At 64.3% G+C, this 24,553-nt stretch carries 17 protein-coding genes; 8 read left to right on the top strand and 9 right to left on the bottom strand.

Annotated features, from left to right (window positions below; all coding sequences use genetic code 11):
* Nucleotides 1-17: 17 nt before the first annotated feature.
* Both PCO31110_RS23220 and PCO31110_RS23215 read right to left on the bottom strand, forming a co-directional pair.
* On the bottom strand, nt 18-1,145 hold the full coding sequence (locus tag PCO31110_RS23220) for an ABC transporter substrate-binding protein (protein WP_010805445.1): 1,128 nt from the start codon (nt 1,143-1,145) through the stop codon (nt 18-20).
* 111 nt (nt 1,146-1,256) lie between these two features.
* Nucleotides 1,257-2,693, bottom strand: a complete 1,437-nt coding sequence (locus PCO31110_RS23215; RefSeq protein WP_150691518.1) for an FAD-binding oxidoreductase — start codon at nt 2,691-2,693, stop codon at nt 1,257-1,259.
* Between the two features lie 262 nt (nt 2,694-2,955).
* Here PCO31110_RS23215 and PCO31110_RS23210 point away from each other — a divergent pair, with 262 nt between their 5' ends.
* From PCO31110_RS23210 to PCO31110_RS23190, 5 genes are all read left to right on the top strand, one after another.
* The gene (locus PCO31110_RS23210; RefSeq protein WP_010805447.1) at nt 2,956-4,422 is read left to right on the top strand and encodes an aldehyde dehydrogenase family protein; all 1,467 of its coding nucleotides are present in this window, start codon (nt 2,956-2,958) and stop codon (nt 4,420-4,422) included.
* Nucleotides 4,423-4,535: 113 nt separating this feature from the next.
* Nucleotides 4,536-5,294 carry an SDR family oxidoreductase gene (locus tag PCO31110_RS23205; RefSeq protein WP_010805448.1) on the top strand — a complete coding sequence of 253 codons (759 nt, stop codon included), beginning with the start codon at nt 4,536-4,538 and terminating at the stop codon, nt 5,292-5,294.
* 95 nt (nt 5,295-5,389) lie between these two features.
* A complete protein-coding gene (locus PCO31110_RS23200; RefSeq protein ID WP_150691517.1) occupies nt 5,390-6,706 on the top strand; it encodes an MFS transporter in 1,317 nt (438 codons plus the stop codon).
* A 149-nt stretch (nt 6,707-6,855) separates the two neighbouring features.
* Nucleotides 6,856-8,367: an MDR family MFS transporter gene (locus PCO31110_RS23195; protein ID WP_150691516.1), complete on the top strand. Its 1,512-nt coding sequence runs from the start codon at nt 6,856-6,858 to the stop codon at nt 8,365-8,367.
* 121 nt (nt 8,368-8,488) lie between these two features.
* A complete protein-coding gene (locus tag PCO31110_RS23190; RefSeq protein ID WP_150691515.1) occupies nt 8,489-9,925 on the top strand; it encodes a cupin domain-containing protein in 1,437 nt (478 codons plus the stop codon).
* A gap of 125 nt (nt 9,926-10,050) precedes the next feature.
* On the opposite strand, the gene PCO31110_RS23185 is transcribed toward PCO31110_RS23190, so the two are convergent.
* From PCO31110_RS23185 to hemC, 4 genes are read right to left on the bottom strand one after another with little or no spacing between them, the layout of a single operon-like run.
* Nucleotides 10,051-11,223 (bottom strand): heme biosynthesis protein HemY, encoded by a 1,173-nt coding sequence (locus PCO31110_RS23185; protein WP_010805452.1) that lies wholly within the window; start codon nt 11,221-11,223, stop codon nt 10,051-10,053.
* Between the two features lie 10 nt (nt 11,224-11,233).
* The gene (locus PCO31110_RS23180) at nt 11,234-12,388 is read right to left on the bottom strand and encodes a uroporphyrinogen-III C-methyltransferase (RefSeq protein ID WP_010805453.1); all 1,155 of its coding nucleotides are present in this window, start codon (nt 12,386-12,388) and stop codon (nt 11,234-11,236) included.
* The gene (locus PCO31110_RS23175; RefSeq protein ID WP_174979731.1) at nt 12,375-13,382 is read right to left on the bottom strand and encodes a uroporphyrinogen-III synthase; all 1,008 of its coding nucleotides are present in this window, start codon (nt 13,380-13,382) and stop codon (nt 12,375-12,377) included. The genes PCO31110_RS23180 and PCO31110_RS23175 overlap by 14 nt, the downstream gene beginning before the upstream one ends.
* A complete protein-coding gene (gene hemC / locus PCO31110_RS23170; protein ID WP_150691512.1) occupies nt 13,379-14,347 on the bottom strand; it encodes a hydroxymethylbilane synthase in 969 nt (322 codons plus the stop codon). The genes PCO31110_RS23175 and hemC overlap by 4 nt, the downstream gene beginning before the upstream one ends.
* Before the next feature lie 79 nt (nt 14,348-14,426).
* Here hemC and ppc point away from each other — a divergent pair, with 79 nt between their 5' ends.
* The 3 genes from ppc to argH all read left to right on the top strand — a co-directional run bounded on the left by ppc (nt 14,427) and on the right by argH (nt 19,908).
* Entirely contained in the window at nt 14,427-17,381 is a 2,955-nt protein-coding gene (gene ppc, locus PCO31110_RS23165) for a phosphoenolpyruvate carboxylase (RefSeq protein ID WP_010805456.1), read from the top strand.
* Between the two features lie 188 nt (nt 17,382-17,569).
* Nucleotides 17,570-18,379 carry a gamma subclass chorismate mutase AroQ gene (gene aroQ / locus PCO31110_RS23160; protein ID WP_150691511.1) on the top strand — a complete coding sequence of 270 codons (810 nt, stop codon included), beginning with the start codon at nt 17,570-17,572 and terminating at the stop codon, nt 18,377-18,379.
* Between the two features lie 131 nt (nt 18,380-18,510).
* Nucleotides 18,511-19,908, top strand: coding sequence for an argininosuccinate lyase (gene argH / locus PCO31110_RS23155; RefSeq protein WP_010805458.1), 1,398 nt, complete (start codon nt 18,511-18,513; stop codon nt 19,906-19,908).
* A gap of 122 nt (nt 19,909-20,030) precedes the next feature.
* Here the strand turns inward: argH and gltS are convergent, their stop codons facing one another.
* The 3 genes from gltS to dcd all read right to left on the bottom strand — a co-directional run bounded on the left by gltS (nt 20,031) and on the right by dcd (nt 24,537).
* Nucleotides 20,031-21,245 carry a sodium/glutamate symporter gene (gene gltS / locus PCO31110_RS23150; protein ID WP_150691510.1) on the bottom strand — a complete coding sequence of 405 codons (1,215 nt, stop codon included), beginning with the start codon at nt 21,243-21,245 and terminating at the stop codon, nt 20,031-20,033.
* A 332-nt stretch (nt 21,246-21,577) separates the two neighbouring features.
* Nucleotides 21,578-23,863: an arginine/lysine/ornithine decarboxylase gene (locus tag PCO31110_RS23145; protein WP_010805460.1), complete on the bottom strand. Its 2,286-nt coding sequence runs from the start codon at nt 23,861-23,863 to the stop codon at nt 21,578-21,580.
* 104 nt (nt 23,864-23,967) lie between these two features.
* Entirely contained in the window at nt 23,968-24,537 is a 570-nt protein-coding gene (gene dcd, locus PCO31110_RS23140) for a dCTP deaminase (protein WP_010805461.1), read from the bottom strand.
* Between the last annotated feature and the right edge of the window lie 16 nt (nt 24,538-24,553).

Genomic DNA, 24,553 nt, shown 5'->3' with positions numbered 1-24,553 from the left:
GAAACGGCAGGTGAGGATCAGGTCAGGATCCAACGGTTGAAACGTTCGAGCGCTACGCTCTGGTTCTGCTGCCAGAACTTGGCATTGATCTGCACGCCGCTCTTCATGTTCTCAGGGAACGTCGGGCAGTGCTTGGCCACTTCTGGCTTCACATAGTTGAACGCTTCAGGTTGCGTCATGCCGGCCGGGAAGAACTTCGTCAGTTCGGCCTGACGCTTCGGATCGCTGGCGAACTTGATGAACTCGCGGCACGCGCTCGCGTTCGGTGTGCCCTTGAGGATCGACCAGTTGTCGCAGCCCCAGATGTTCTGGTTCCACACGATCTGCACAGGCACGCCGTTGGCTTGGGCCGACTGCGCGCGCGAGGCCCACGTGGCGACCATGTCGACTTCGCCCGAACCGAGCATCTGTTCGACTTGTGCGCCCGTGGTCCACCACACGTCCACGTGTTTGGCGATCTTGTCCAGGCTCTTGAAGGCACGATCGAAATCGCACGGATACACCGAACCCGCCGCCACGCCATCCGCCAGCAACGCTTCTTCGATGGTGTCGAACGGGTACTTGCGGATCGAACGGCGGCCCGGGAAATCCTTCACGTTCCACAGATCGGCCCACGACGCCGGTGCCTTGCGGCCCTTGAACGCGTCGGTCCGATAGGCGAGTACCGTCGAGTAGATGTTGGTACCGACACCGAACGGCGACATGTACTGCTGAGGAATTTTCGCGATGACCGGGTCCGACTCGAGACCGTGACGCTCCAGATACTCTTTGCCGCCCGAGGTCAGCAGCAAGATCGCGGGCTGGCTGATCTTGGCCATGTCCCACGTATAGCTGCCGGCCTCCACCATGCTCTTGATCTGCGCGGTCGGCTCCGCATTCGCCTGCACGCCGACGACCTCGATACCGGTCGCCTTGGCAAACGGCTTGTAGAACACTGCGTCGTAGGCTTTGGTGTAGATGCCGCCGTCGTCGCGCACGACGATGCGTTTGGTCGCGGCGCGCGAGGGCGTCCACACAAACGGGAACGCCACGGCGGCCGCGCCGGCGAGCGCCGTCTTCATGGCCGTGCGACGGCCCGGTTGCGCGAGCGGCGCGGCGTTGTTGTCGATGATGTCGAGCGGGCTTGCGGAGGTCTTGCGTTTCATCATGGTCTCCGGTCTTGACTGGGAGGGGTGGGCGCGGCGACGGACGGCAACTTCGGCACAGCCGCCGCGCGCGCAGTTATGGCAAAACAAACAGCAACACTGAAAAATGATTCAGGGAACGAGGCGTCCCGGATTGAACAACTGGTTCGGATCGAGCGCCGCCTTCACGGTGCGCATGAGGGCGAGTTCAGCCGGCGCCTTGTAGCGCTGCATGAGCGGCAGCCCCGTCTGTCCCACGCCATGCTCGGCGCTGAACGTGCCAGACAGCCGCGCGGCAACGTCGTTCACGCACGCCCGCATCGTGTCGCCCATCGATGCACTGTCGGGCAACGCCGACCACGCAGCAAAAGAGAACATCGGGATGAAGTGCACGTTGCCGTCACCCATATGACCGACGATGGCGATGTCGAGGCCCGGCACCACGGCGTGCACGGCACGCGTGGCGGCGTCGATGAACTCGGGCACGCTCGAGACCGGCACGGCGCAATCCGTCGTGAGGCCGACAGCCGCCTTCTTGTTCGCTTCGCTCACGCTGTGACGCACTTCCCAGAGATCGGCGCGCTGGGTGTCGTTCGCTGCGATGACAGCGTCCTCGACCAGCCCTTGCTCGATGGCCTCGCCCAGCGTTTCCGTAAGTACGGTCTCGAGCCCTTCTGCATCGCGCGTGTCGCCGAGTTCGACGAGCACATGCCAGTCGTGCGCGCCCGCAAGCGGATTGCGGCGATTCGGCACATTCGCGAACACCAAGTCGAGCTGGTAACGATTCATGATTTCGAACGCCGACAGACGCGAACCGCACGCGTTCTGGAACATGCCGAGCACCTGCCGGGCGGCCGCCGGATCGCGCGGTGCAAACCAGGCCAGTGAATGACAGGTGGGCAGCGGATGCAGCTTGATGGCCGCTGCGGTGATGATGCCGAGCGTGCCTTCCGCACCGACGAACAGGTGCTTGAGATCGATCCCGGTATTGTCCTTGCGCAGCGCGCGCAGCCCCTCCCAGACCGTGCCGTCGGCCAGCACGACTTCGAGACCCAGCACGTTTTCACGCGTGTTGCCGTAGCGCAGCACGCTTGTGCCCCCGGCGTTGGTCGAGAGCGTGCCGCCAATCTGGCACGAACCCTCCGCGCCGAGACTGATCGGATACAGGCGGCCAACGTCGGCCGCCGCATCTTGCACGGTTTTCAGAATGCACCCGGCTTCGACGATCATCGAGCCGTTCGCGGCATCGATCTGACGAATGTGACGCATGCGCGCCAGATTCAGAATGACGGGCGACGGGCCCTGAGCCGGCGGCACCGCGCCGCCGCACAGGCTCGTGTTACCGCCCTGCGGGAGGATCGGCACACCGGCCGCAGCACACAGCTTGACCACTTCGCTCACCTGCGCGGTCGACGACGGCAGCACCACACACAGGGCTTCGCCCCGGTAGCGGCCGCGCCAGTCTTCCGTATAACCGGCGGTATCGGGCTCGTCACTGAGTACGGCATCCGCGCCAAGCACATCTTGCAACCGGTGGATCAGCGTCTCGCGCGTCACTGCATCGTTCATTTCCTGCCGACTCCTGAATGCTTCGGTTCGACTACCTCGCCGCGATGTCTGCGACAGCGCACAGCGAGTGGTAGTGCCACACCAGACGCACGTCTGGCGATTCATTTCGATCAAGGATAGGCGATAAAAAATTGCAATAAAATATCTTTAATTGCAATGCAATCATTTTAGGTGTTTATGCGGATGCACCCGATACGACAGTCAACGCACTCGTGAGTTAAGTGATAATGACTGCCACCCCCCTTCACGAGGTGAAGTCGACATGCCCGACGCTACACACTTCATCGGCAATCAATGGGTCGCTTGCGCGAAGCGTCCCGGCATTTCTGCCACGCCCGCAGCCCTCGTCATTCCCGTTATCGATCCGTCCGACGGACAGCCCTTTGCCGAAATCGCCCGAGGCGATGCCGAAGACATCGACCGCGCCGTGCAGGCCGCACGCGCCGCCTTCGATGGCGACTGGGGCCGCACCGCCGCCGCCGAGCGCGGCCGCTTGTTGTACGCGCTGGCCAATACGCTCGCCCGTCATCACGAAGAACTGGCGCAACTCGAAGCGCGCGACACCGGCAAACCACTCAAGCAGGCGCGCGCCGACGCGGCGGCGATCGTGCGCTACTTCGAGTTCTATGCGGGCGCGGCCGACAAGTTGCATGGCGAGACCATCCCCTATCAGCAGGGCTTCACCGTGTTCACCTTGCGCGAACCGCACGGCGTGACCGGTCACATCATTCCGTGGAACTACCCGCTGCAAATCTTCGGACGCAGCGTGGCGGCCGCGCTGGCGACCGGCAACGCGTGCGTTGTCAAACCGGCCGAAGACGCCTGCCTGTCGCTGCTGCGCGTTGCCGAGTTGTCGCTGGAAGCGGGGCTGCCTCCCGGGGCGCTCAATATCGTCACGGGATACGGCGCGGAAGCCGGTGCGGCGCTGGCGCGGCATCCGGGCATCGATCACATCTCGTTTACCGGCTCGCCCGCGACAGGCACCCTGATCTCGCAGATGGCCGCCGAAAACCACACGCCGGTCACGCTGGAACTTGGCGGCAAGTCGCCCCAGATCGTCTTTGCCGATGCGGATATGGAGGCCGTGCTGCCGGTCGTCGTCAATGCGATCGTGCAGAACGCCGGACAAACGTGTTCGGCCGGCAGCCGTGTGCTGATCGAGCGCGACGCCTACGAGACCGTGCTCGCGCATCTCGCCGAGGCGTTCGCGCGCCTGCGCGTGGGACCGTCGCACGACGATCTCGATCTCGGCCCGCTGATCAACGCCCGTCAGCAGCAACGCGTGTGGGACTTCCTTTCCGAAGCGCAGCACGACGGCATTGCCGTGATGTCGCAGGGCGAAGTCGTCGGCAGTGCGCCGCAGGCCGGGTTCTATCAGGCGCCCACGCTCCTGCGCGACGTGCCCGCCACGCATCGTCTCGCCCGCGAGGAAGTGTTCGGTCCGGTGCTCGCGGCGATGCCGTTCACCGACGAGGCCGACGCCGTGCGTCTGGCCAACGGCACGCTGTACGGTCTCGCGGCCGGGGTGTGGACGCGCGACGGCGGACGTCAGATGCGCATGGCGCGCGCCATCCGCGCGGGGCAGGTCTTCATCAACAACTACGGTGCCGGCGGTGGGGTGGAGTTGCCCTTTGGCGGCATCCGCCACTCCGGTCACGGGCGCGAAAAAGGCTTCGAAGCGCTTTATGGGTTCACCACGCTCAAGACGGTCGCGATCAGGCACGGTTGAACAACGAAGACGCCGCAACACCCGCAGCCCCCAGGCTGACTGAGATTACAGCGAAACGCGGCCCGTCATCGGTCTCGCACTTCGCCACAACACGGCAACTCAGGAGACAAGACATGCGTTTGCAAGAGAAAGTGGCCATCGTGACGGGCGCCGGCTCCGGCTTCGGCGAAGGCATCGCCAAGACGTTTGCGCGTGAAGGCGCTGCGGTCATCGTGGGCGATCTGAATCGTGAAGCCGGCGAGCGTGTGGCCGGTGAAATCACCGAAGCGGGCGGGCGCGCTGCGTTCGTGTACGGCGACGTATCGCTCGAAGACGATCACGTCACCCTGCTCGACGAGGCCGTCACGCGCTTCGGTCATCTCGACATCGTGGTCAACAACGCGGGCACCACACATCGGAACAAGCCGCTGCTCGAAGTCACGGAGGCCGAGTTCGACCGCGTCTATGCCGTGAACGTCAAAGGCATCTTCTGGAGCGCACGCGCAGTCATCCCGTACTTTCTGCAACGCGGCGGCGGCGTGATGATCAACATCGCGTCGACGGCAGGCGTGCGCCCGCGCCCCGGACTCGTCTGGTACAACGGCAGCAAAGGTGCTGTCATCACGGCGAGCAAGGCCATGGCCGCCGAGTTCGGCCCGAACAACATTCGCGTGAACTGCGTCAATCCGGTCATCGGCGACACCGGGCTGACCGCCGAATTCATGGGCGTGCCCAATACCCCCGAGAACCGCGCCAAATTCCTCGCCGGGATTCCGCTCGGCCGTTTCTCCACACCGCAGGACGTTGCCAACGCCTGCCTCTATCTCGCCAGCGACGATGCTGCCTTCATCACAGGCGTCTGCCTGGAGGTCGACGGCGGACGTTGCATCTGAGCGACCCACTGTTTTTTGCACTCGGCAGTCCCCGTAGTTGTCGCACTCACACCATAACGACAGACAACACAACGTCAAACCGGAGGAGATTCCGTATGAACAGCGTTCCGACGCCCCCGACGTCCACGGCCAACACCCCGTTGGCAGACTTTGAAGCGGCCACTTATCGCAAGGTCGGCTGGCGGCTGATTCCGTTTTTGCTGCTGTGCTACGTGGTCGCGTACCTCGACCGCGTGAACGTAGGCTTTGCCAAGTTGCAGATGGTCGGCGACCTGAATTTCTCCGAAACGGTGTTCGGTCTCGGCGCGGGCATCTTCTTCATCGGCTATTTCATCTTCGAAGTGCCGAGCAACGTGATCCTGCACCGCGTGGGCGCGCGCGTGTGGATCGCGCGGATCATGATTTCGTGGGGCATCATCTCGGGCGCGACCATGTTCGTCACGACACCCACGATGTTCTACGTCATGCGATTCCTGCTCGGGGTGGCCGAGGCAGGCTTCTTCCCCGGCATCATTCTGTACATCACGTATTGGTACCCGGCCGCGCGGCGCGGCCGCATGACCGCGTTGTTCATGACGGCCGTGGCACTCTCCGGGCTGATCGGCGGCCCCCTCTCCGGCTGGATTCTCAAAGACATGAGCGGTGTCTCCGGCCTTGCTGGCTGGCAGTGGATGTTCCTGATCGAAGCGGTTCCCTCGGTCGTGATCGGCATTGCCGTGCTGTTCGTGCTCGACAACCGCATCCGCGATGCCAAATGGCTCGACGACGACGAGAAGTCGATGCTCGAGCGCAATATCGCCAGCGACGTGCAGACCAAGGAGGATTTGCCGCTGCGTCAGGTGTTCTCCAGCCCGCGCGTGTGGATGATGAGCCTCATCTACTTCTCGTTCGTGATCGGTCTGTACGGCGTGGGCTTCTGGCTGCCGACGATCGTCAAGACTACCGGCGTAACCGATCCGTTACAGATCGGCCTGCTCACGGCGATTCCGTACTTCTTCGCGGTAATCGCGATGGTCGTGGTCGGGCGTCGCTCCGATCTGCGAAGCGAGCGTCGCTGGCACATCGCGATCCCGGCATTCGTCGGCGCGATCGGTCTCTTCCTGTCGACGGTCTGGAGCCACAACACCCAGCTCGCCATGTTCGCGCTGACGCTGGCCACGATGGGCATCATGATCGTGCTGCCGCTGTTCTGGAGTCTGCCCACCGCGTTTCTCGGCGGCACCGCTGCCGCCGCAGGCATCGCGATGATCAACTCGCTGGGCAATCTGGCCGGCTTCGTGGGCCCGTACCTGATCGGGTTTCTCAAAGACGCCACCCAGAGCACCAACAGCGGCATGTTCCTGCTCACGGTATTCATGATTCTGGGCGGACTGCTCACGCTATGCGTGCCCGCGCGGCTCGTGAACAAGTAGCGGCTACGCAGATCGACTGACGAAACGTCGTCCGGGCACGCAAGACCAAGACGCCACAGGGTTGCTGGCCCGGTCACCCCCCTTGGGAGTAACATGCGTGAGGCCGTCCCCGCCGGGACGGCCTGATTTTTTGCCCCCCGAAGATCCGCATGCCCGCCAACGACTCTCAGACGACGCCGGCCGGCGTCTCGCTCACGCCATCAGAGGTCAAGTCGATCCTCTCCGGCCTGCTGCTCACCATGTTTCTCGGCTCGCTCGACCAGACCATCGTCGCGCCGGCCCTGCCGACCATCGCCCGCGACCTCGGCAGCTTCGACGCCGTTTCATGGGTCGTCACCGCGTATCTGCTCTCGTCCACGGCCATTACGCCCATCGTCGGCAAACTCTCCGACCTGCTCGGACGGCGCGTCGTCATCGCCGCGAGCGTAGCGGTCTTCCTTGTGGGATCGGTGTTGTGCGCACTGGCGCCGAGCATGCTCGTGCTGATACTCGCGCGCGGTGTGCAGGGCTTGGGCGGCGGCGGCCTCATTGCGCTGTCCAACACCGTGATCGCGGATATCGTCTCGCCGCGTGAGCGCGGCCGGTATCAGGGGTATATCTCCGGCATGTTCGCTGTCTCCGGTGTGGCCGGCCCCGTCACCGGCGGTGTGTTCGCCCAGTACCTGAACTGGACGCTCATCTTCTGGATCAACCTCCCGCTCGGCGTGCTCGCCATCTACCTGAGCGACCGCGCCCTGCGCCATCTGCCGCGCCGCGAAGGCAAGCCGAGCATCGATTATCTCGGATCGCTGCTGCTTATCGCCGCCACCGTTTGTCTGCTGCTCGCGCTCACGTGGGGCGGCCACCGCTATGCCTGGCTCTCGAAGGAAATCGGCGGTCTGTTCGCTGCGGCCGTGCTCGTCGGTGCGGTCTTCCTGCGTCATCAACGCGCCGTGCGCGAACCGTTGCTGCCGCTCGCGTTGCTCGCCAACCCGGTGTTCCGAATGACGTCGACGATGGCGGTGCTGGTGATGATGGTCAACATCAGCATCGGGATCTACGTGCCGCTCTATCTCCAGTTGCAGCGTGGCGAATCGGCCAGCAGCTCCGGCCTGATGCTGATCCTGCCGCTGCTGGGTATCGTGGTCGGCGCGCTCGGCTCGGGGCATTACATGCGCACGACGGGACATTACAAACGTCCGCCGCAGATCGGTCTGCCAGTGGCATTTCTCGGGCTCGCCGCGATGGCGATGGGGGTGCAGTCGCTGCCGCTCGCGGCGATCGGGCTGTGCCTCGGGCTCGTCGGGATTGGCTTCGGCTCGGCCATGCCCGTCATGACCGTGGCCACGCAAAATGCCGTCCCACCGCGCGACATCGGCATCGCAACCGCCGCGCATGCGTTCTTCCGGGCGCTGGGCGGCATGATCGGCGTGGCAATGTTCGGCGCACTCATCGTGGGCCTGCTGGTCTCGGGCGACCACGGCAGCGCGCCGCGCGAGCTTACCGATTTCTTGCGCCCCGGCGGCGCACCCGCCGGGATGGAGGATCGCCTGCGGCTCGCCTTCGGAGCGTTTTTTGCCGGTAGCGCGCTGATCGCGGCGCTCGCCATCGTCGCACTCGCCCGGCTGCCGGAATTGCCGCTGCGTCAAAGTTCGGGAAACGAGGCGACGGCCATCGAGTAACAGGTCAACGATGACCGCGCGCTCCCTGCGCGGTTCTGCAAAGCCCGGGCACGCGCCGCAAAATGCTGCACCCGGCACTACGGCACAGTATGGACTCCCATCATCACATCAGGAGTCCGTATTGTTCCCGTCTATCCCGCCCAGTACGACCGCGCCGCTTACCGCGACAACGGACACGACCACTGCCACGACCGCCGCGACGAGCACCGTGCCGGGAACTGCCACCGCAGGGTCGTCGCGCGCCGCCCTTCTCGCCGACTTCTGGCGGGCCACTCAATTCGCCTTCAGTCCGCCGAGCTACGCATCAACAACGCACGACGGCGCCGACACGGCAACCGCGACCGGCTTGTCGTGGCCTGCGATGCGTGACGAGTTTTCCGGTCTCCTCCAAGATCCCGGCGCGACCTTCCTCACTTTCGAGAACCCCGAGGGATCGGATCCGACAACGCGGTCGTATGCCTTGCTGCCGCTCACGGCCAAGCGACCTTTCGGCGCAGCCTTCAGCGACGAGAGCCTTGCCGCCATGGAGGCAAGCCGCATGCGGCACATGGCCTTGCCGGCGATCCCTGCGTTGGAGCCGTCGCCATCCACCTCGGGGATCGGGCGCAGATCCGACATCTCGATCTCGAATACCGTGCTGCGCAAGACGTTGCTCGCCTTGTCCGACACCAACACGCTCACAACCGACTGGTTTGCCACGCTGGAATCGCTCGCGGTCGACGCAGCATTGGAGACGGGACCGTACCTGGATGCCCGCTACCTGCTCGAGGGGCTTGTCAGGCGGCTGGAGGTCGAACAGGCCATCGATACCTGGCCGGTGGCGTTCGAGCGCGTGGTATCGCTCATCACGCGCTTCGAATCCCGCACGGCAGACGCCGCAAAAGCGCTGCTGCTCACCCACGACAGCGGGTCGCGCGACGAAGCGCTGCTCCTCGCCGGCGCATCGACGCACACGAGCATCGATCGCCTGATCGCTCATCGGCTTCACGCGATTGCGGATCTGCCCGCAGAGCGCCGCTCAGGCGCATGGAGCGACATGCTCGCCAGCCTCCTGCGCTCGACGGCAGGGGTCAACGCCGAACGGCTCGGGACACTGGCAACATTCATCAGCCTGTTGCCTGTCCCCGAGCAGCGAACGGCTGCCGGCGCGATCGTCACCGCGACCAACAAGCTGAGTACCCGAGACGGGTGGAGCGAACTCACGAAATCGCTCCTCAACGCCGTTGCCCCCGTCGACAAAACGGCGATCGCCAGAGCGATGGTGCATCCCGATCGGGGGCTGTACGGCGTTCCCATGATCGCGACCGTAGCGGTCATCGCCGACGAAACCGAGAAAATCCCAACGCAAGATGCCCGCGCCCTGCTCGCACACCTCATCGAAATCGCCGCGACGGAAGGCGAGTTCGATCATCTGGTGTTCTCGTGCGGCGAGTGCGTCGAGATGCTCCACGACCTGCATTCGACCTGCCTGAACGCCCACTTCGACGATCTCGCCGCCCAAGCCCGTACCAAGCTCGTGGAAGCGTTCGATAACTACAAAGCCGCCGTGCTGGACTGACTCACAGGGCCAACACCGGATAAAAACGGGGGAGGGTGAGCACCGGAGCGCGTTCGGGCGCGCCTGTGACTGACACCGATGGCACGACACCGCGTTGCGCGGATGCCATCGGTGTCTCGCGGGGCTTACGCGGTTGCGCAGGCCCGATAGTGGCGGTTGGCCTGATCCATCTGGCCAAGACCTTCGAAGAGTTGAGCGAGCGCCAAATGCACACGTTGCTGCAAATAGCGCTCGTCGGTGTGACGCAGCGCCCCTTCGAGGAACGTCTGCGCCTTGCCCCACAGACGCTGATGCTGACACAGCCTGCCCAGTGCGAAGAGCAGATCGGGATCGTTCGGATGGCGTTGCTGCCATGCCTCGGCCTTCTGGATGAGCGGCAGTGCGTCGCCACCGGCACATTCCGCATACCGGCGCAGCAAACGCGGGTCCCAGTGCTCGGCCAGTGCCGCTTCCACGATGTCGCGCGCCTCGCGCGGACGGTCGAGCGAAATCAGCAATTCGGCAGCCACGTCGGCAATTCGCGCCGACGTGCGGGTATCGGCCGGCAGTTCATGCCAGCACTTGAGCAGCGCGTCGGCGTCGTGCCGGTGATCGCGCAGAATGCCTTCGCTGGCCGTCTGCTTGAGCTTGGCCGCCAGCGCCGGATGCAGCGCCTCGCGCTTCTCCAGCATCTTGAGCAAGTTCAGCACTTCGGGCCAATGCTTCAAATGCTGATGCGCCCGTAACGCGACAAGCTGTGCCTGCATGCGACGTGCGCCCTGCGCGCGCATCTCCGTGAGCGCTTCGAGCGCGCCTTCCGCATCACGGGTATCGACGCGCAACTCTGCGGTTTGCAACAGGCGCGCCTCTTCCAGATTCGCCCCTTGCGCCTCGGCCAGCCATGCGTCGCGACGCGCAAATTCGCGCATGCGATGCGCCGCCCGCGCCCCGATGATCGCCGCTACACCGCGATTGTCGTCCTGCTCTGCGGCCTCTCGCGCCGCCTTCTCTGCACGTGTATAGCGGCCCGCGAAGAGGTTCGCCACCGCATCGCGCAACGCGATGTTCGCGCGGCGGCTGCGTTGGCGATTGCGGTAAGCAGCCACACGCTCCGGCATCTTGTAGATGTTGCGCAAGATACGAATGATGACGTACAGCGCCACGAACAAAGCCAGCAGCGCCAGCACGAAAAGGTTCAGCGACACGTCCACACGGTACGGCGGCACCAGCATCACCACCTGCCCGTGATTGAACGTGGCCAGCACGGCAAAGCCGGCCGCCACCGCGAACAGGAGCGTCAACCAGATCAATCCTCGCATGCCCGGCTCCTTACGGCTTGTCCTTGACGTCCTTGACCTGACCGATGGCGGTCAGGCTGGCGTCAAGGGTCGGCAGTTCGATCGTGCGCGAGCCCGAGTCGACCTGATCGAGCAACGTTTTCACGGCAGCGATGCGGCGTGACTTCGCATCGAAGTACTTGTCGAGCGCGGCTTGCGCGACCTGCACGTCGCTATGCACGGCCGACGCGTTGCGCGCCAGCAGCGCCAGACGCGCATTGAGCAATCGCAACTTGAGATTGGCGCGCAGGAAAGCGCCCTGCTCCGGCGCGACCAGCATCACGTCCGGATCGTCCAGACGACGCACCTGCACCAGTTGCTTCACGCTGCCCAGCATCTCGGCGGACAGGCGGTGCCACGTTGCGGTCCAGCCCGTCTCGCTGGCGCCGCTCGGACCGCGCCCATCCTTCTTGGGTTCGACGCGTTGCTCTTCGGCCTGCAACGGCAGCGTGTCGATCATGGCGATGGCCTGATCGAGCTTGCCCGTCAATTGCGGCAAATCGGCGGCAGGCACGGCCTTCAGGTGGTCGATGTCCTTCTTCAACGCATCACGCACCCCTGCGAGTTGCGGCGCGCCTGTGCGTGCCAGACGGGCGTCTGCGCCCTCCAGCGCAATCAGCGCGCCACGCACGTTACCGGTGAGCTGCAACTGTTGATTGGCACTCGTGACGATCTGCTCGGTTTCCGCCAGCACCCATTCGTCGCGGTTGTGTGCGAGGTCCTGATAGAGCTGTTCGAGCGCGGCCTGCTGGCTGCGCGAATCGGCAACGCGACTCTCGAGCGACGTGAGCCGGTTTTGCAGATCGCGTTGGTTGTCGAGTGCCTGTGCGGTGCGTACCTGCGCCTGCATGAGTTGCGCGTCGCCCGTCTGCTGGCGGCGCGCCATTTCTTGCTGCACGCGGTCGAGCTTCTGATTGAGCGACCAGCCACCGATGCCGGCCCCCGCCGACACGAGCACGAAGAGCAGCCACGGCAACGCGGCCCCCGAGCCACGGCGCTTTTGCGGCGGCTCAGGCGGTTGCCACGCAGGCGGGACGCCCGCCGTGCCGTAAGTGGCACTGCCGGTCGCAGTGGAATTCGATGCCGCCGGGCCGGTCGACGCCGACGGGTTCTGGGAAGACTCTGGAACGCGATTATCTGTCGTCATGCTTGACTTGAATGGGATCCGCCCATGTTTTGAGTGCCGCCAGCAGGTTCTCGTCGCCGGGCGCGCATTGCGTAATCCTATCAAACCCCGCAGCACGCGCGGCATCTGCGATGCGTGCATGTGACGTAAAGCACGCTGCGGCGAGGATTTGTGCCAGCACTTGTGGGGTGCCAGGCGTATGAAGACCATCGCGCGTACCGTAGCGCGCAGCGAGCAAAGTGGCCAGATGCCGCACGGCCTCGGAGCTGGTCAGCACCCAGGCGCAACGCGCGGGCGAGGCCAGCCGGGCTTCCAGCGCAGCCCAGGCGGCGGGGTCCGGCGCGGGTGCGCGACGCGTATAGGCGCTCACGATGTCGACCTGTGCGCCGTTCGCGCGCAACGTGCCGGCCAGCAATTCGCGGCCTCCGTCGCCCCGCACGAGCAGCACCCGGCGTCCGGCAAGCGCCGTCAGCTCGAGTTGCTCAAGCAAGGCTTCCGAGTCGAATCTCGCCGCCGGTCCCCCAGGCGGAACAATCACCTTGTGCCGCGGCGGCGCGATGCCCGCGTCGGCCAACGCCTGTGCGCTGCCCGGCCCCACCACCGCGACCGGCAACGCCGCCGGCCAGCGTTCGCTGGCGTCGATACCGGCATCGGTTACCCCGGCGGCATTACCGCCAGCGCAAGACTGAAGATGCACCAGCCGCGCCAGCGCATGCGCGACGGCGTTGGGCGAGACAAATACCACCAGCGCGTAGGACGATAGCGCGCCCAACGCGCTATCGAGTGCCATCAATGCGCTGGGGTCGACTTGCTCAGCAATGTCCAACAATGGGAACCCGAGCGTGTCGATGCCTTCGGCGCGCAGCGCTTGGGCGAGCGAATCCGCCTGCCCATCGGGGCGCGTCAGGATGGCGCAGGGCGCAGCCAGCGTCGCCGAACCGGCCGCAGCGCGGCCAGCGGCACTCGCCGGCGAGATACCGGCGGCGGGTGGCAGAACCGGCGCGCGCGGGTTCAAACGGGGGGGTCCTTCGGCTCGGACGGCGGCACCAATGCCAGCCCGCCCGCGTCGATCAACGCCTGCGCCACGCATTGCCCCAGTGCTTCGGCCCCCGCCACATCCCCCTGGGCGACCCTGGCGGCCCCCTGCGAGCGAAGCACCGTGGCGCCATCGGTCGACGCAATGAAAGCGCGCAACGTCAATTCGCCTTGCGGGGTGAATTCGGCAAAAGCCCCCAACGGCACCTGGCACGAGCCACCCAGTGCCCGCGAGACTGCGCGCTCCGCGCTGACCGCCAGCGTGGTGCGGGCATCGTGCAACGGTGCGAGCCATTGCAGGATTTCGGGACGTCCGGCACGCACTTCGATCCCCAGCGCGCCCTGCCCGGCCGCCGGCAAGCTGGCCTCTGTCGGAATCGTGGCACGAATGCGCGCGCCAAGCCCCAGTCGCTTAAGGCCGGCCGCCGCGAGAATGATGGCCGCGAAATCGCCCCGGTCGAGTTTGCCCAGACGCGTATCCAGATTGCCGCGCAATGGCGCGACCTGCAGATGCGGATACCGGGTGCGCAGGCTCACTTCACGGCGCAGGCTCGACGTACCGACCACCGCCCCGGCAGGCAGCGCATCTATGCTGTCGTAGTCGTTGCTCACGAAGGCGTCGCACGGATCTTCGCGCTCGAGCACCGCCGCCAGCGCGAAACCGTCGGGCAGTTGCATCGGCACGTCCTTGAGCGAATGGACGGCGAGATCGGCGCGTCCGTCGGCCAGCGCAAGCTCAAGTTCCTTGACGAACAGCCCCTTGCCGCCGACCTTCGCGAGCGATCGGTCGAGAATCTGGTCACCCCGAGTGGTCATTCCGAGAATACTCACGTGACACTGCGGATATAATTTGTGCAGCGCGTCACGCACGTGTTCGGCTTGCCACATGGCGAGCCGGCTCTCGCGCGAAGCGATCACCAGGGTTTCAGGAGCAGCGAAGTTCATTCAGCAACCGCGTGAAGACCAAAAGAAAAAATGGTAACACGCTTGACCGGCCCCAACGGCTGGTCTCGAGAGGAGCGACATGAAGAGCAGCGCAAAGGTAAAAGCCCCGCAAGAGGGCCTCGCCAAGCCGGTCGGCAAAACTTCCCCCGCAAAAGCAGCAGCCGCGGTCCCATCCATTTCCGAAACGGTGCCGGATGTGCCGGCCAAGTCCAAGACTCGCCGCTCGCGCGAAGACAAGGACGCGCCGCTGCGCGAGGACATACGCTTCCTCGGCCGCCTGCTCGGCGACGTGTTGCGCGAACAGCAAGGCAGCGCCGCCTTCGATCTGGTCGAGACGATCCGCCAGAACGCCGTGCGCTTTCACCGCGAAGGTGACCGCAGCGCCGCCCGCGCACTCGACACACTGCTGGGCGGCCTGACCAACGAGCAAGCCATTGAGGTGGTGCGCGCGTTCAGCTATTTCTCGCATCTGGCCAATATTGCCGAAGACCGTCACCACAACCGGCGCCGCCGCGTACACGCCCTCGCGGGCAGCCGCGCACAGCCGGGCAGCCTGAGCGCCGCCCTGCAAAGCCTGAAAGACGCTGGCCGTGCCGATCCCGCTACGCTGCAGGCATTTTTCGCCAGCGCGCTCATCGTGCCGGTACTCACGGCCCACCCGACCGAAGTGCAGCGCAAGAGTATTCTCGATGCCGAGCGCGAAATCGCCCGCCTGCTGGCGCATCGCGACGACGCCCTTACCGAACGGGAGTCGGCGCGTAACACCGAATCGATGCGCGCCTACGTCACCACGCTGTGGCAGACCCGTATGCTGCGCGGCTCGCGACTGACAGTGGCCGACGAAATCGACAACGCGCTGTCGTATTACCGCAGCACGTTCCTCACCGAAATTCCCGCGTTGTACGACGATGTCAGCGCCGAGCTGCACGACGCCGTACCCAGCGTGCGCGCAGAAGGTCTCGGGCGCTTTCTGCAAATGGGCAGTTGGATCGGCGGCGATCGCGACGGCAATCCAAACGTCACGGCACAAACGCTGCAACTTGCGATCACGCGTCAGGCCACCGAAATCTTTGCCCACTACCTCGAAGAGGTGCACTTGCTGGGTGCGGAATTGTCCGTCTCGCAACTGCTCGCCGGGGCAAGCGACGCCTTGCTCACACTCGCCCGCCGCTCACCCGACGACTCGCCGCACCGCACTGACGAACCCTATCGGCGCGCCCTCATCGGCGTGTACGCGCGTCTGGCCGCCACAGCGCGCGAGTGGGTCGGCCACGTGCCGCACCGCGGTGCAGTCGGCGACGCCCGGCCGTATCTCGACGCCAGCGAATTCATCTCGGACCTGAACACGGTCGTCGCGTCGCTCATGGCGCATCATGGCGGCGCCCTGATCTCGCAGCGGCTCGGCCCGCTCGTGCGCGCCGCAGAGGTGTTCGGCTTCCACCTGGCGAGCATCGATCTGCGTCAGAGTTCGGATATTCACGAAGCGGTCATCGCCGAGTTGTTCGCCAAGGCGGGCGTCGAAGCGAATTACGCAAAGCTCGGCGAAGACGAAAAGCTCGCCCTGCTTCTGCGCGAATTGCGCGAGCCGCGTCCGCTCTTCTCGCCGTATCTCGACTACTCGCAGCGTACCCGCGACGAGCTGGCTGTGTTTGCCGCCGCACGCGACATCCGCGCCCGTTTCGGCCCGCGTGCGGTACGCAACTACATCATTTCGCATACGGAAACCGTGAGCGATCTGGTGGAAGTCATGCTGCTGCAAAAGGAGACGGGGCTCTTTCAGGGCGCGCTCGGCAGCGATAGCGCGAAGGCCGTGGAGCCCAAAGTCGGCGCGATGGTCATTCCGCTATTCGAGACGATCGCCGACCTGCGCAATGCGCCTGTCATCATGCGCGAGTTCTTCGACATCCCCGGCATGTCCGGTGTGGTGACGCAGCAAGGCGGCGAGCAGGAAGTCATGCTCGGCTATTCCGACAGCAACAAGGACGGCGGCTTCCTCACATCGAACTGGGAACTGTACAAGGCAGAACTCGCACTCGTGCGCCTGTTCGACGAGAAAGGCATCCGCCTGCGCCTGTTCCACGGCCGGGGCGGTACGGTAGGCCGTGGCGGCGGCCCGACCTATCAGGCCATCCTGTCGCAACCGCCCGGTACCGTGAAGGGACAGATTCGCCTCACGGAACAAGGCGAGATCATCGCAAGCAAGTTCGCCAACCCCGAGATCGGGCGGCGCAATCTCGAGACGATCGTGGCCGCCACGCTCGAAGCCACGCTGCTGCCGAGCCGCAACCAGCCGCCGCATCTGGCCGCGTACGAGAAGGTCATGCAGACGCTCTCCGACACGGCCTTCGCAGCCTATCGCGACCTTGTCTACGAGACGCCGGGCTTCACCGACTATTTCTTCTCGGCGACGCCGATTGCGGAAATCGCCGAGCTGAACATCGGTTCGCGCCCCGCATCGCGCAAGTTCTCCGACCCGAAAAACCGCCGCATCGAAGACCTTCGCGCCATTCCGTGGGGCTTCTCGTGGGGCCAGTGCCGCCTGCTCATCACCGGTTGGTATGGCTTTGGCAGCGCGGTCAGTGCTTATCTAGACGGCGACGCAAAGGCCGGCGACGCGGGCCGCGAGAAGCGGCTCGATACGCTGCGTCAGATGGTCAAGCGCTGGCCGTTCTTCGCGAACCTGCTCTCGAACATGGACATGGTGCTCGCCAAGACCGATCTGGGCGTGGCATCGCGTTATGCCGAACTGGTGGCGGACGAGAAGCTGCGCAAGCGCGTTTTCGACCGCATCGTGAGCGAGTGGCAGAGCACGTCGCAGGCACTCACCCTCATCACCGGTCATGAGGAACGCCTTGCAGACAACCCGTTGCTCGCCCGTTCGATCAAGAACCGCTTCCCTTACCTCGATCCGCTCAACCACTTGCAAGTCGAGTTGTTGCAACGGCATCGGGCGGGGGCATCGGACGAGCGCGCACGGCGTGGCATCCATCTGTCGATCAACGGCATCGCGGCCGGTCTGCGCAATACGGGCTGATGCCCGCGTAGCGTGACACTGCGTCAGCTCCGCAGAATGCGGGGCTGACGCAGAACGCCGGCGCACCGGAGACGTCCGGCCAGTTGACGACCTACGAGATCCTTGGGATTCTCCCCAACGACAGTCGACCGATAGGACGGTATATTTCATCGGATTCGACCCGATGGCTGCCGGGGGGCCCATCCATCATGCATTCCGATTCCAACGCACTACCCACGTACCCGCCGCGCACGGCACGCATCGGCGTCGGACGGCGTGCGGCAACGCTGATCGCCGCAACGGCGCTTGCGCTGCCGTCCATCGGCGCGCAGGCGGGCACGGCATCCACGATGCCGCCGCGCAATGCCGGCACCGATGTTTCTCCCGCGCATACGCTCACGGCCGCCGCACCGCATGGCGTGCGGGGTCTGGCCGTGCGTCTGGTTTCGCAAACGCTGACCGCCTCGCCCGGCACGCCGGACAAGCCACGCGCCGTCGTCGACCCGGTGCTCGACCCGCTGATGAACGGCATTCTGGAGCGTCTGGCCATCAGCGAAGCGGTGGCGCGCACCAAATACACCTCGGGCAAGCCGGTTCAGGACACGCCACGCGAACAGGCGTTGCTTGCCAGCGTGGGAGAGCGGGCCGCCCAGTTCGGCCTGACGTCCGCGCAGGCCCGAACTTTCTTCCGTCTGCAAATCGAGGCGGGCAAGCTGGTGCAAACCGCCCTGCTGGCCCGCTGGGCGCGTGAAGGCCGCGCCCCGGGCGAACCGGTCGATCTGGCCACGCGTCTGCGCCCCGCGCTCGACCGGCTTGGCACCTCGCTCATGCACGATCTCGGACGCCTGTGCGCGCTGCCCGACGATCCCTCGCGCATGGCCCGTATTCATCAGGCGCGCGAGCGCATTGCGAAGGCGGCGAAGCTCGAAGCGCTGCAACGCGCGGCGTTCGACGAAGCGACCTCGGGCCTTTGCCTGTCGGCACCGCCGCGTATCTGGACACTGTCGATGGCGAACTGACCGGGCGCCCGATCTCGGCGAGAGGTGTGTCGGGGAGACGCCGCCAGGGGTTGTATAATCACGGTTTGCCGTGCTCTGCCGCGGTTCGCTTCAATCTGCCCCGATGGGCCTCGATTAGCCACGCTACGACAATGACCTCCCAACTCCACAAGAAAGGCGAAGCCTGGTCGGCCCGTTTTTCCGAACCCGTTTCCGAACTCGTCAAGCGCTATACGGCGTCGGTGTTCTTCGACAAGCGCCTCGCGCTGTTCGACATCGAAGGCTCGCTCGCCCATGCCGACATGCTCTCGGCACAAGGCATCATCAGCGCACAGGATCTGGCCGACATCCAGCGCGGCATGACGCAGATCCGCGGTGAGATCGAGCGCGGCGAGTTCGAGTGGCAACTGGATCTCGAAGACGTTCACCTGAACATCGAAGCGCGCCTGACCGCCCTCATCGGCGACGCGGGCAAGCGCCTGCACACCGGCCGCTCGCGTAACGATCAGGTCGCCACCGACATCCGCCTGTGGCTGCGCAGCGAAATCGACCGCATCGGCGATCACCTCGGCGATCTGCGCCGTGCGCTGCTGGATCTGGCGGAGCAGCACAGCGCTACGATCCTGCCGGGCTTTACCCATCTGCAAGTGGCACAGCCGGTGACGTTCGGCCATCACCTGATGGCTTACTTCGAAATGTTCAGCCGAGACGCCGAGCGCATGCTCGATGTGCGCCGTCGTGTGAACCGCCTGCCGCTGGGCGCTGCCGCGCTGGCCGGCACGAGCTATCCGATCGATCGCGAACGTGTCGCCGCGACGCTCGGCTTCGAAGACGTCTGCGCGAACTCGCTCGACGCCGTGTCGGATCGCGACTTCGCCATCGAATTCACGGCAGCCGCTGCGCTAGTGATGACGCATGTGTCGCGCTTCTCGGAAGAACTGGTGCTGTGGATGAGCCCGCGCGTGGGCTTCATCGATCTGGCCGACCGTTTCTGCACCGGCAGCTCGATCATGCCGCAGAAGAAGAACCCGGACGTGCCCGAGCTGGCGCGTGGCAAGACCGGCCGCGTCAATGGCCACCTCATCGGCCTGCTCACGCTGATGAAGGGCCAGCCGCTCGCGTACAACAAAGACAATCAGGAAGACAAGGAGCCGCTGTTCGACACGGTCGACACCGTGATCGACACGCTGCGCATCTTCGCGGACATGGTGCCCGGCATCAAGGTGCGCGAAGCCAACATGCGTAACGCCGCGCTGCAAGGGTTCTCGACCGCCACCGATCTGGCCGACTACCTCGTCAAGAAGGGTCTGCCGTTCCGCGACGCCCACGAAATCGTGGCTCACGCCGTGAAGATCTGTTCGGACCGTGACATCGATCTGGCCGACCTGTCGCTCGCCGAGTTGCAGAAGTTCTCGCCGCTGGTCGGTGAAGACGTCTTCGACTACCTCACGCTCGAAGGCTCGGTCGCCAGCCGTAACCACATCGGCGGCACGGCCCCGGCACAGGTGCAACGCGCCATCGCGGCAGCGCGCGCGAAGCTCGCCAAGTAAGGTTGTCCGGCCGGGCCCCTTGAACCGGGCCCGGATCTATTCGGACTCAGCCGGCACCAACAAAAAATGCCACCCGATCGGGTGGCATTTTTTATCGGCATGGCGATGTCACACGCCTTCCATCAGAACAGCGGTAACGACAGGAACCCCTTGATGATGAGCGCATTGAGGATGTCGATGAAGAACGCCCCCACCATCGGCACGATCAGGAACGCGATGTGCGACGGACCGAAGCGCTCGGTCACCGCCTGCATGTTGGCGATGGCCGTCGGCGTCGCGCCCAGCCCGAAGCCGCAATGGCCCGCAGCCAGCACCGCGGCATCGTAGTTGCGCCCCATCACGCGAAACGTGACGAAGATCGCATACGAAGCCATCGCCACCGCCTGCACGACGAGAATCACGATCATCGGTAACGCCAGCGTCGAGAGATCCCACAGGCGCAGGGTCATGAGCGCCATCGCCAGAAACAGCGACAGACTCACGTTGCCCATCACCGACAGCGAGCGCTCGAACACTTCATACCCCACGAGCGACAGCAGGTTGCGCACGACGACACCGGTAAACAGCACGCATACGAATGTCGGCAATTCGAACGCCGTCCCTGAGAGCCAGCGCGCAATGACCTCGCCGCCCAACAGACAGATCGCAATCATCGCCACCGTCTCGATCAGCGCCTGCGCGGTAATCAGGCGCACCGTATGCGGTTGCTCGAAGCCTTCCGGCGCCGCATCCTTCGCGACATCGAAACCCGGCACCTGATTGCCCAGGCGCCCCACCAGATAACGCGCTACCGGCCCGCCCAGCAAGCCTCCCAGCACCAGCCCGAACGTGGCGCAGGCCATCGCGATCTCAAGGGCCGATTGCACGCCGTAGCGCGAGGTCAGCGTCTGTCCCCACGCCGCGCCCGTGCCATGCCCGCCAGCCAATGTGATCGACCCGCCCAGCATACCGATGCCCGGCGCCAATCCCATCATCGTGGCAAGACCGACACCAATCGCGTTCTGCATGATCAACATGCCCGCCACTACGGCGAGGAACAGCACCAGACGGTGCCCCCCCGCCTTGAGGCTCGCCAGATTGGCCGACAGACCGATCGTCGCAAAGAAAGCCAGCATCAGCGGCGTTTGCAGCGACGTATCGAACTTCAACTCGAAGTGCCCGATCTCACGCAACGCCAGCGTGCCCAGCGCCACCAGCAAGCCGGCAGCGACCGGCTCGGGAATGCTGTACGTACGGAGCGGTGCGATCCACTCGACCAGCTTGCGGCCCAGCAACAAGACCAACGTGGCACATACGAGCGTGCCGTAGTTACTGAACACCAGTTGTCCGGTTTCCATGAACCCTCCTGCTCGAAAAAAGTGCGTCGAGTGTAGCAATCGAAGCAGTCCGAATTGCCGGGAAACTGCTTAAATGCGAGAAATTGAAGTCAATGCACAAATCGAGCGATCGAGGTCGCGTTGCGCCAATATACCGGCATTTCATGCCGGTTCGTCGTCGTTTCAGTCGAGTTACGCACACGCCGCCGTGTTCCTCGAGTCAAGCGTACGCAAGTCATGAAATTCAGACGCCGCAAACAGGCGTATATGGCGCGCGGCCCTCCGGGCAATCGGCGCATAAAAAAGGCCCCGTGTTTTCACACGGGGCCACTTTTCACATCAGGCAGGACGACTTACTGACGCACGCAATCCACGAAATATTCGGGGCGTCCGTCCACTTCCTCGACGACCAGACCGTGAATATCGGTGTGGAAACCCGGGAAGCGCTCGTTGAAGTCGCGCGCGAAGCGCAGGTACTCGATGATCGCCGCGTTGAAACGTTCGCCCGGAATCAGCAGCGGAATACCCGGCGGATACGGCGTGAGCAGCACGCTCGTCACGCGGCCTTCCAGTTCATCGATAGGCACGCGGTCGATCTGGCGGTGCGCCAGTTTCGAGAATGCGTCGGTCGGCTTCATCGCCGGCTGCATGTCCGAGAGGTACATCTCGGTCGTCACGCGCGCCACGTCGTTCGCCTTGTACACACTGTGAATCTGATCGCACAGGTCACGCAGGCCGATGCGCTCGTAGCGCGGGAACTTCGCCACGAACTCGGGCAGCACACGCCACAGCGGACGGTTGTGATCGTAGTCGTCCTTGAACTGTTGCAGCTCGGTCACCATCGAGTTCCAGCGGCCCTTGGTGATGCCGATGGTGAACATGATGAAGAACGAATACAGCCCCGTCTTCTCGACGATGATGCCGTGCTCGGCCAGATACTTGGTGACGATGGCCGCCGGAATGCCGCTCTCGCCGAATTCGCCCTCCACATCCAGTCCCGGCGTGATGATCGTCGCCTTGATCGGGTCGAGCATGTTGAAGCCATCGGCCAGATCGCCGAAGCCGTGCCAGCGGTCGTTCGCGCGCAGCACCCAGTCTTCGCGCTGGATCGTGCCTTCGTCGCCCAGATTTTCCGGACCCCAGACCGAGAACCACCACGAATCGCCATACTCGCTGTCCACCTTGCGCATGGCGCGGCGGAAGTCGAGCGCCTCGACGATCGACTCCTCCACGAGCGCCGTGCCGCCCGGCGGCTCCATCATCGCGGCCGCCACGTCGCACGACGCAATGATGGCGTACTGCGGCGAGGTCGACGTGTGCATCAGATACGCCTCGTTGAAGCGGTACGTATCGAACGTGCGAGTTTCGGACTCCTGCACCACGATCTGCGAGGCCTGCGAGATACCGGCGAGCAGCTTGTGCGTGGAGTGCGTGGCGTAGATGGTCGCTTCCGACGAGCGCGGGCGGCCTTCGCCGATCGCGTGCATGTCGCGGTAGAAATCGTGGAACGCCGCGTGCGGCAGCCAGGCTTCATCGAAATGCAGCGTGTCGATGCTGTTGCCCAGCACTTCCTTGATCATCTCGACGTTGTAGATCACACCGTCATAGGTACTTTGGGTGATCGTCAGAATGCGCGGCTTGGCGTTCGGGTCACGTTCGAGCACTTCGCGGGCAAACGGGTTCGCCTCGATCTTCGCGCGGATGACTTCCGGCTCGAACTCCGACTTCGGAATCGGGCCGATGATACCCAGATGATTGCGCGTGGGCGTGAGGAACACCGGCACGGCGCCCGTCATCGTGATCGCGTGCAGGATCGACTTATGGCAGTTACGGTCGACCACGACGATATCGCCCGGCGCCACGGTGGCATGCCACACGATCTTGTTCGACGTCGACGTGCCGTTCGTCACGAAGAAGAGGTGATCGGCGTTGAAAATGCGCGCTGCGTTGCGCTCCGACGCGCCCACCGGGCCGTTGTGATCGAGCAGTTGGCCCAGTTCTTCCACTGCGTTGCACACGTCCGCGCGCAGCATGTTTTCACCGAAGAACTGGTGGAACATCTGGCCGACCGGGCTCTTCAGGAACGCCACACCGCCCGAGTGCCCAGGGCAATGCCACGAGTACGAACCGTCGGCCGCGTAATGCGTGAGCGAGCGGAAGAACGGCGGCGGCAGCGAGTCGAGATACGACTTGGCTTCACGAATGATGTGACGCGCCACGAACTCCGGCGTGTCCTCGAACATGTGAATGAAGCCGTGCAGCTCGCGCAGAATGTCGTTCGGGATATGGCGCGACGTGCGCGTCTCGCCGTACAGGAAAATCGGAATGTCCGGGTTGCGACGGCGCACTTCCTGCACGAAGGCGCGCAGGTTGATGATGGCCAGCGCCAGTTCTCCCTCGCCCTCACCGCCCGCTTCGCTCGAGAACGTGCCGAACTCGTCGTCGTCGATGGACAGGATGAAGCTCGAAGCACGGCTCGCCTGTTGCGCAAACGAGGTCAGATCACCGTAGCTCGTGAGACCGTTGACTTCCATGCCCTCGGCTTCGATGGCCTCCGCCAAGGAACGAATCCCGGATCCGGAGATATTTTCGGAGCGGAAGTCCTCGTCGATGATGACGATCGGAAAACGGAATTTCATTGGCGTTCCTTCGACAAAAGAACGAGCCACGGTCCGACATGGCCGTGGCTCTTGGGCAGTGCAATATGGGAGATGCTCACCGGCGGCGAGTCGAGCGTAGCAGGCTAGGTTTTCGGCAGCGTGACACCACGCTGTCCCTGATACTTGCCGCCGCGGTCCTTGTACGAGGTCTCGCAGACTTCGTCGGATTCGAAGAACAGCACCTGAGCCACGCCCTCGTTGGCGTAGATCTTGGCCGGCAGCGGCGTCGTGTTCGAGAATTCGAGCGTCACGTAGCCCTCCCATTCGGGTTCGAACGGCGTCACGTTCACGATGATGCCGCAGCGAGCATACGTCGATTTGCCCAGACACACGGTCAGCACGTTGCGCGGAATGCGGAAGTACTCGACCGTGCGCGCGAGCGCAAACGAGTTCGGCGGAATGATGCAGACATCGCCGGAGAAGTCGACAAACGATTTCTCGTCGAAGTTCTTCGGATCGACAATCGTCGAATTGATGTTCGTGAAGATCTTGAATTCAGCCGCACAGCGGATATCGTAGCCGTAACTCGACGTGCCGTAGCTGACGATCTTTTGCCCGTCCTGGGAATACCGGACCTGCGACGGCTCGAAGGGCTCGATCATGCCGTGCTCTTCGGCCATACGCCGGATCCATTTGTCGGACTTGATGCTCATGTGTGGGCCTGAATGG

Source organism: Pandoraea communis, assembly GCF_902459745.1.
In the GTDB taxonomy this organism is placed as follows: domain Bacteria; phylum Pseudomonadota; class Gammaproteobacteria; order Burkholderiales; family Burkholderiaceae; genus Pandoraea; species Pandoraea communis.
The sequence above is the reverse complement of the archived record's forward strand: the minus strand, read 5'-3'. Positions and strand labels throughout refer to the sequence as shown.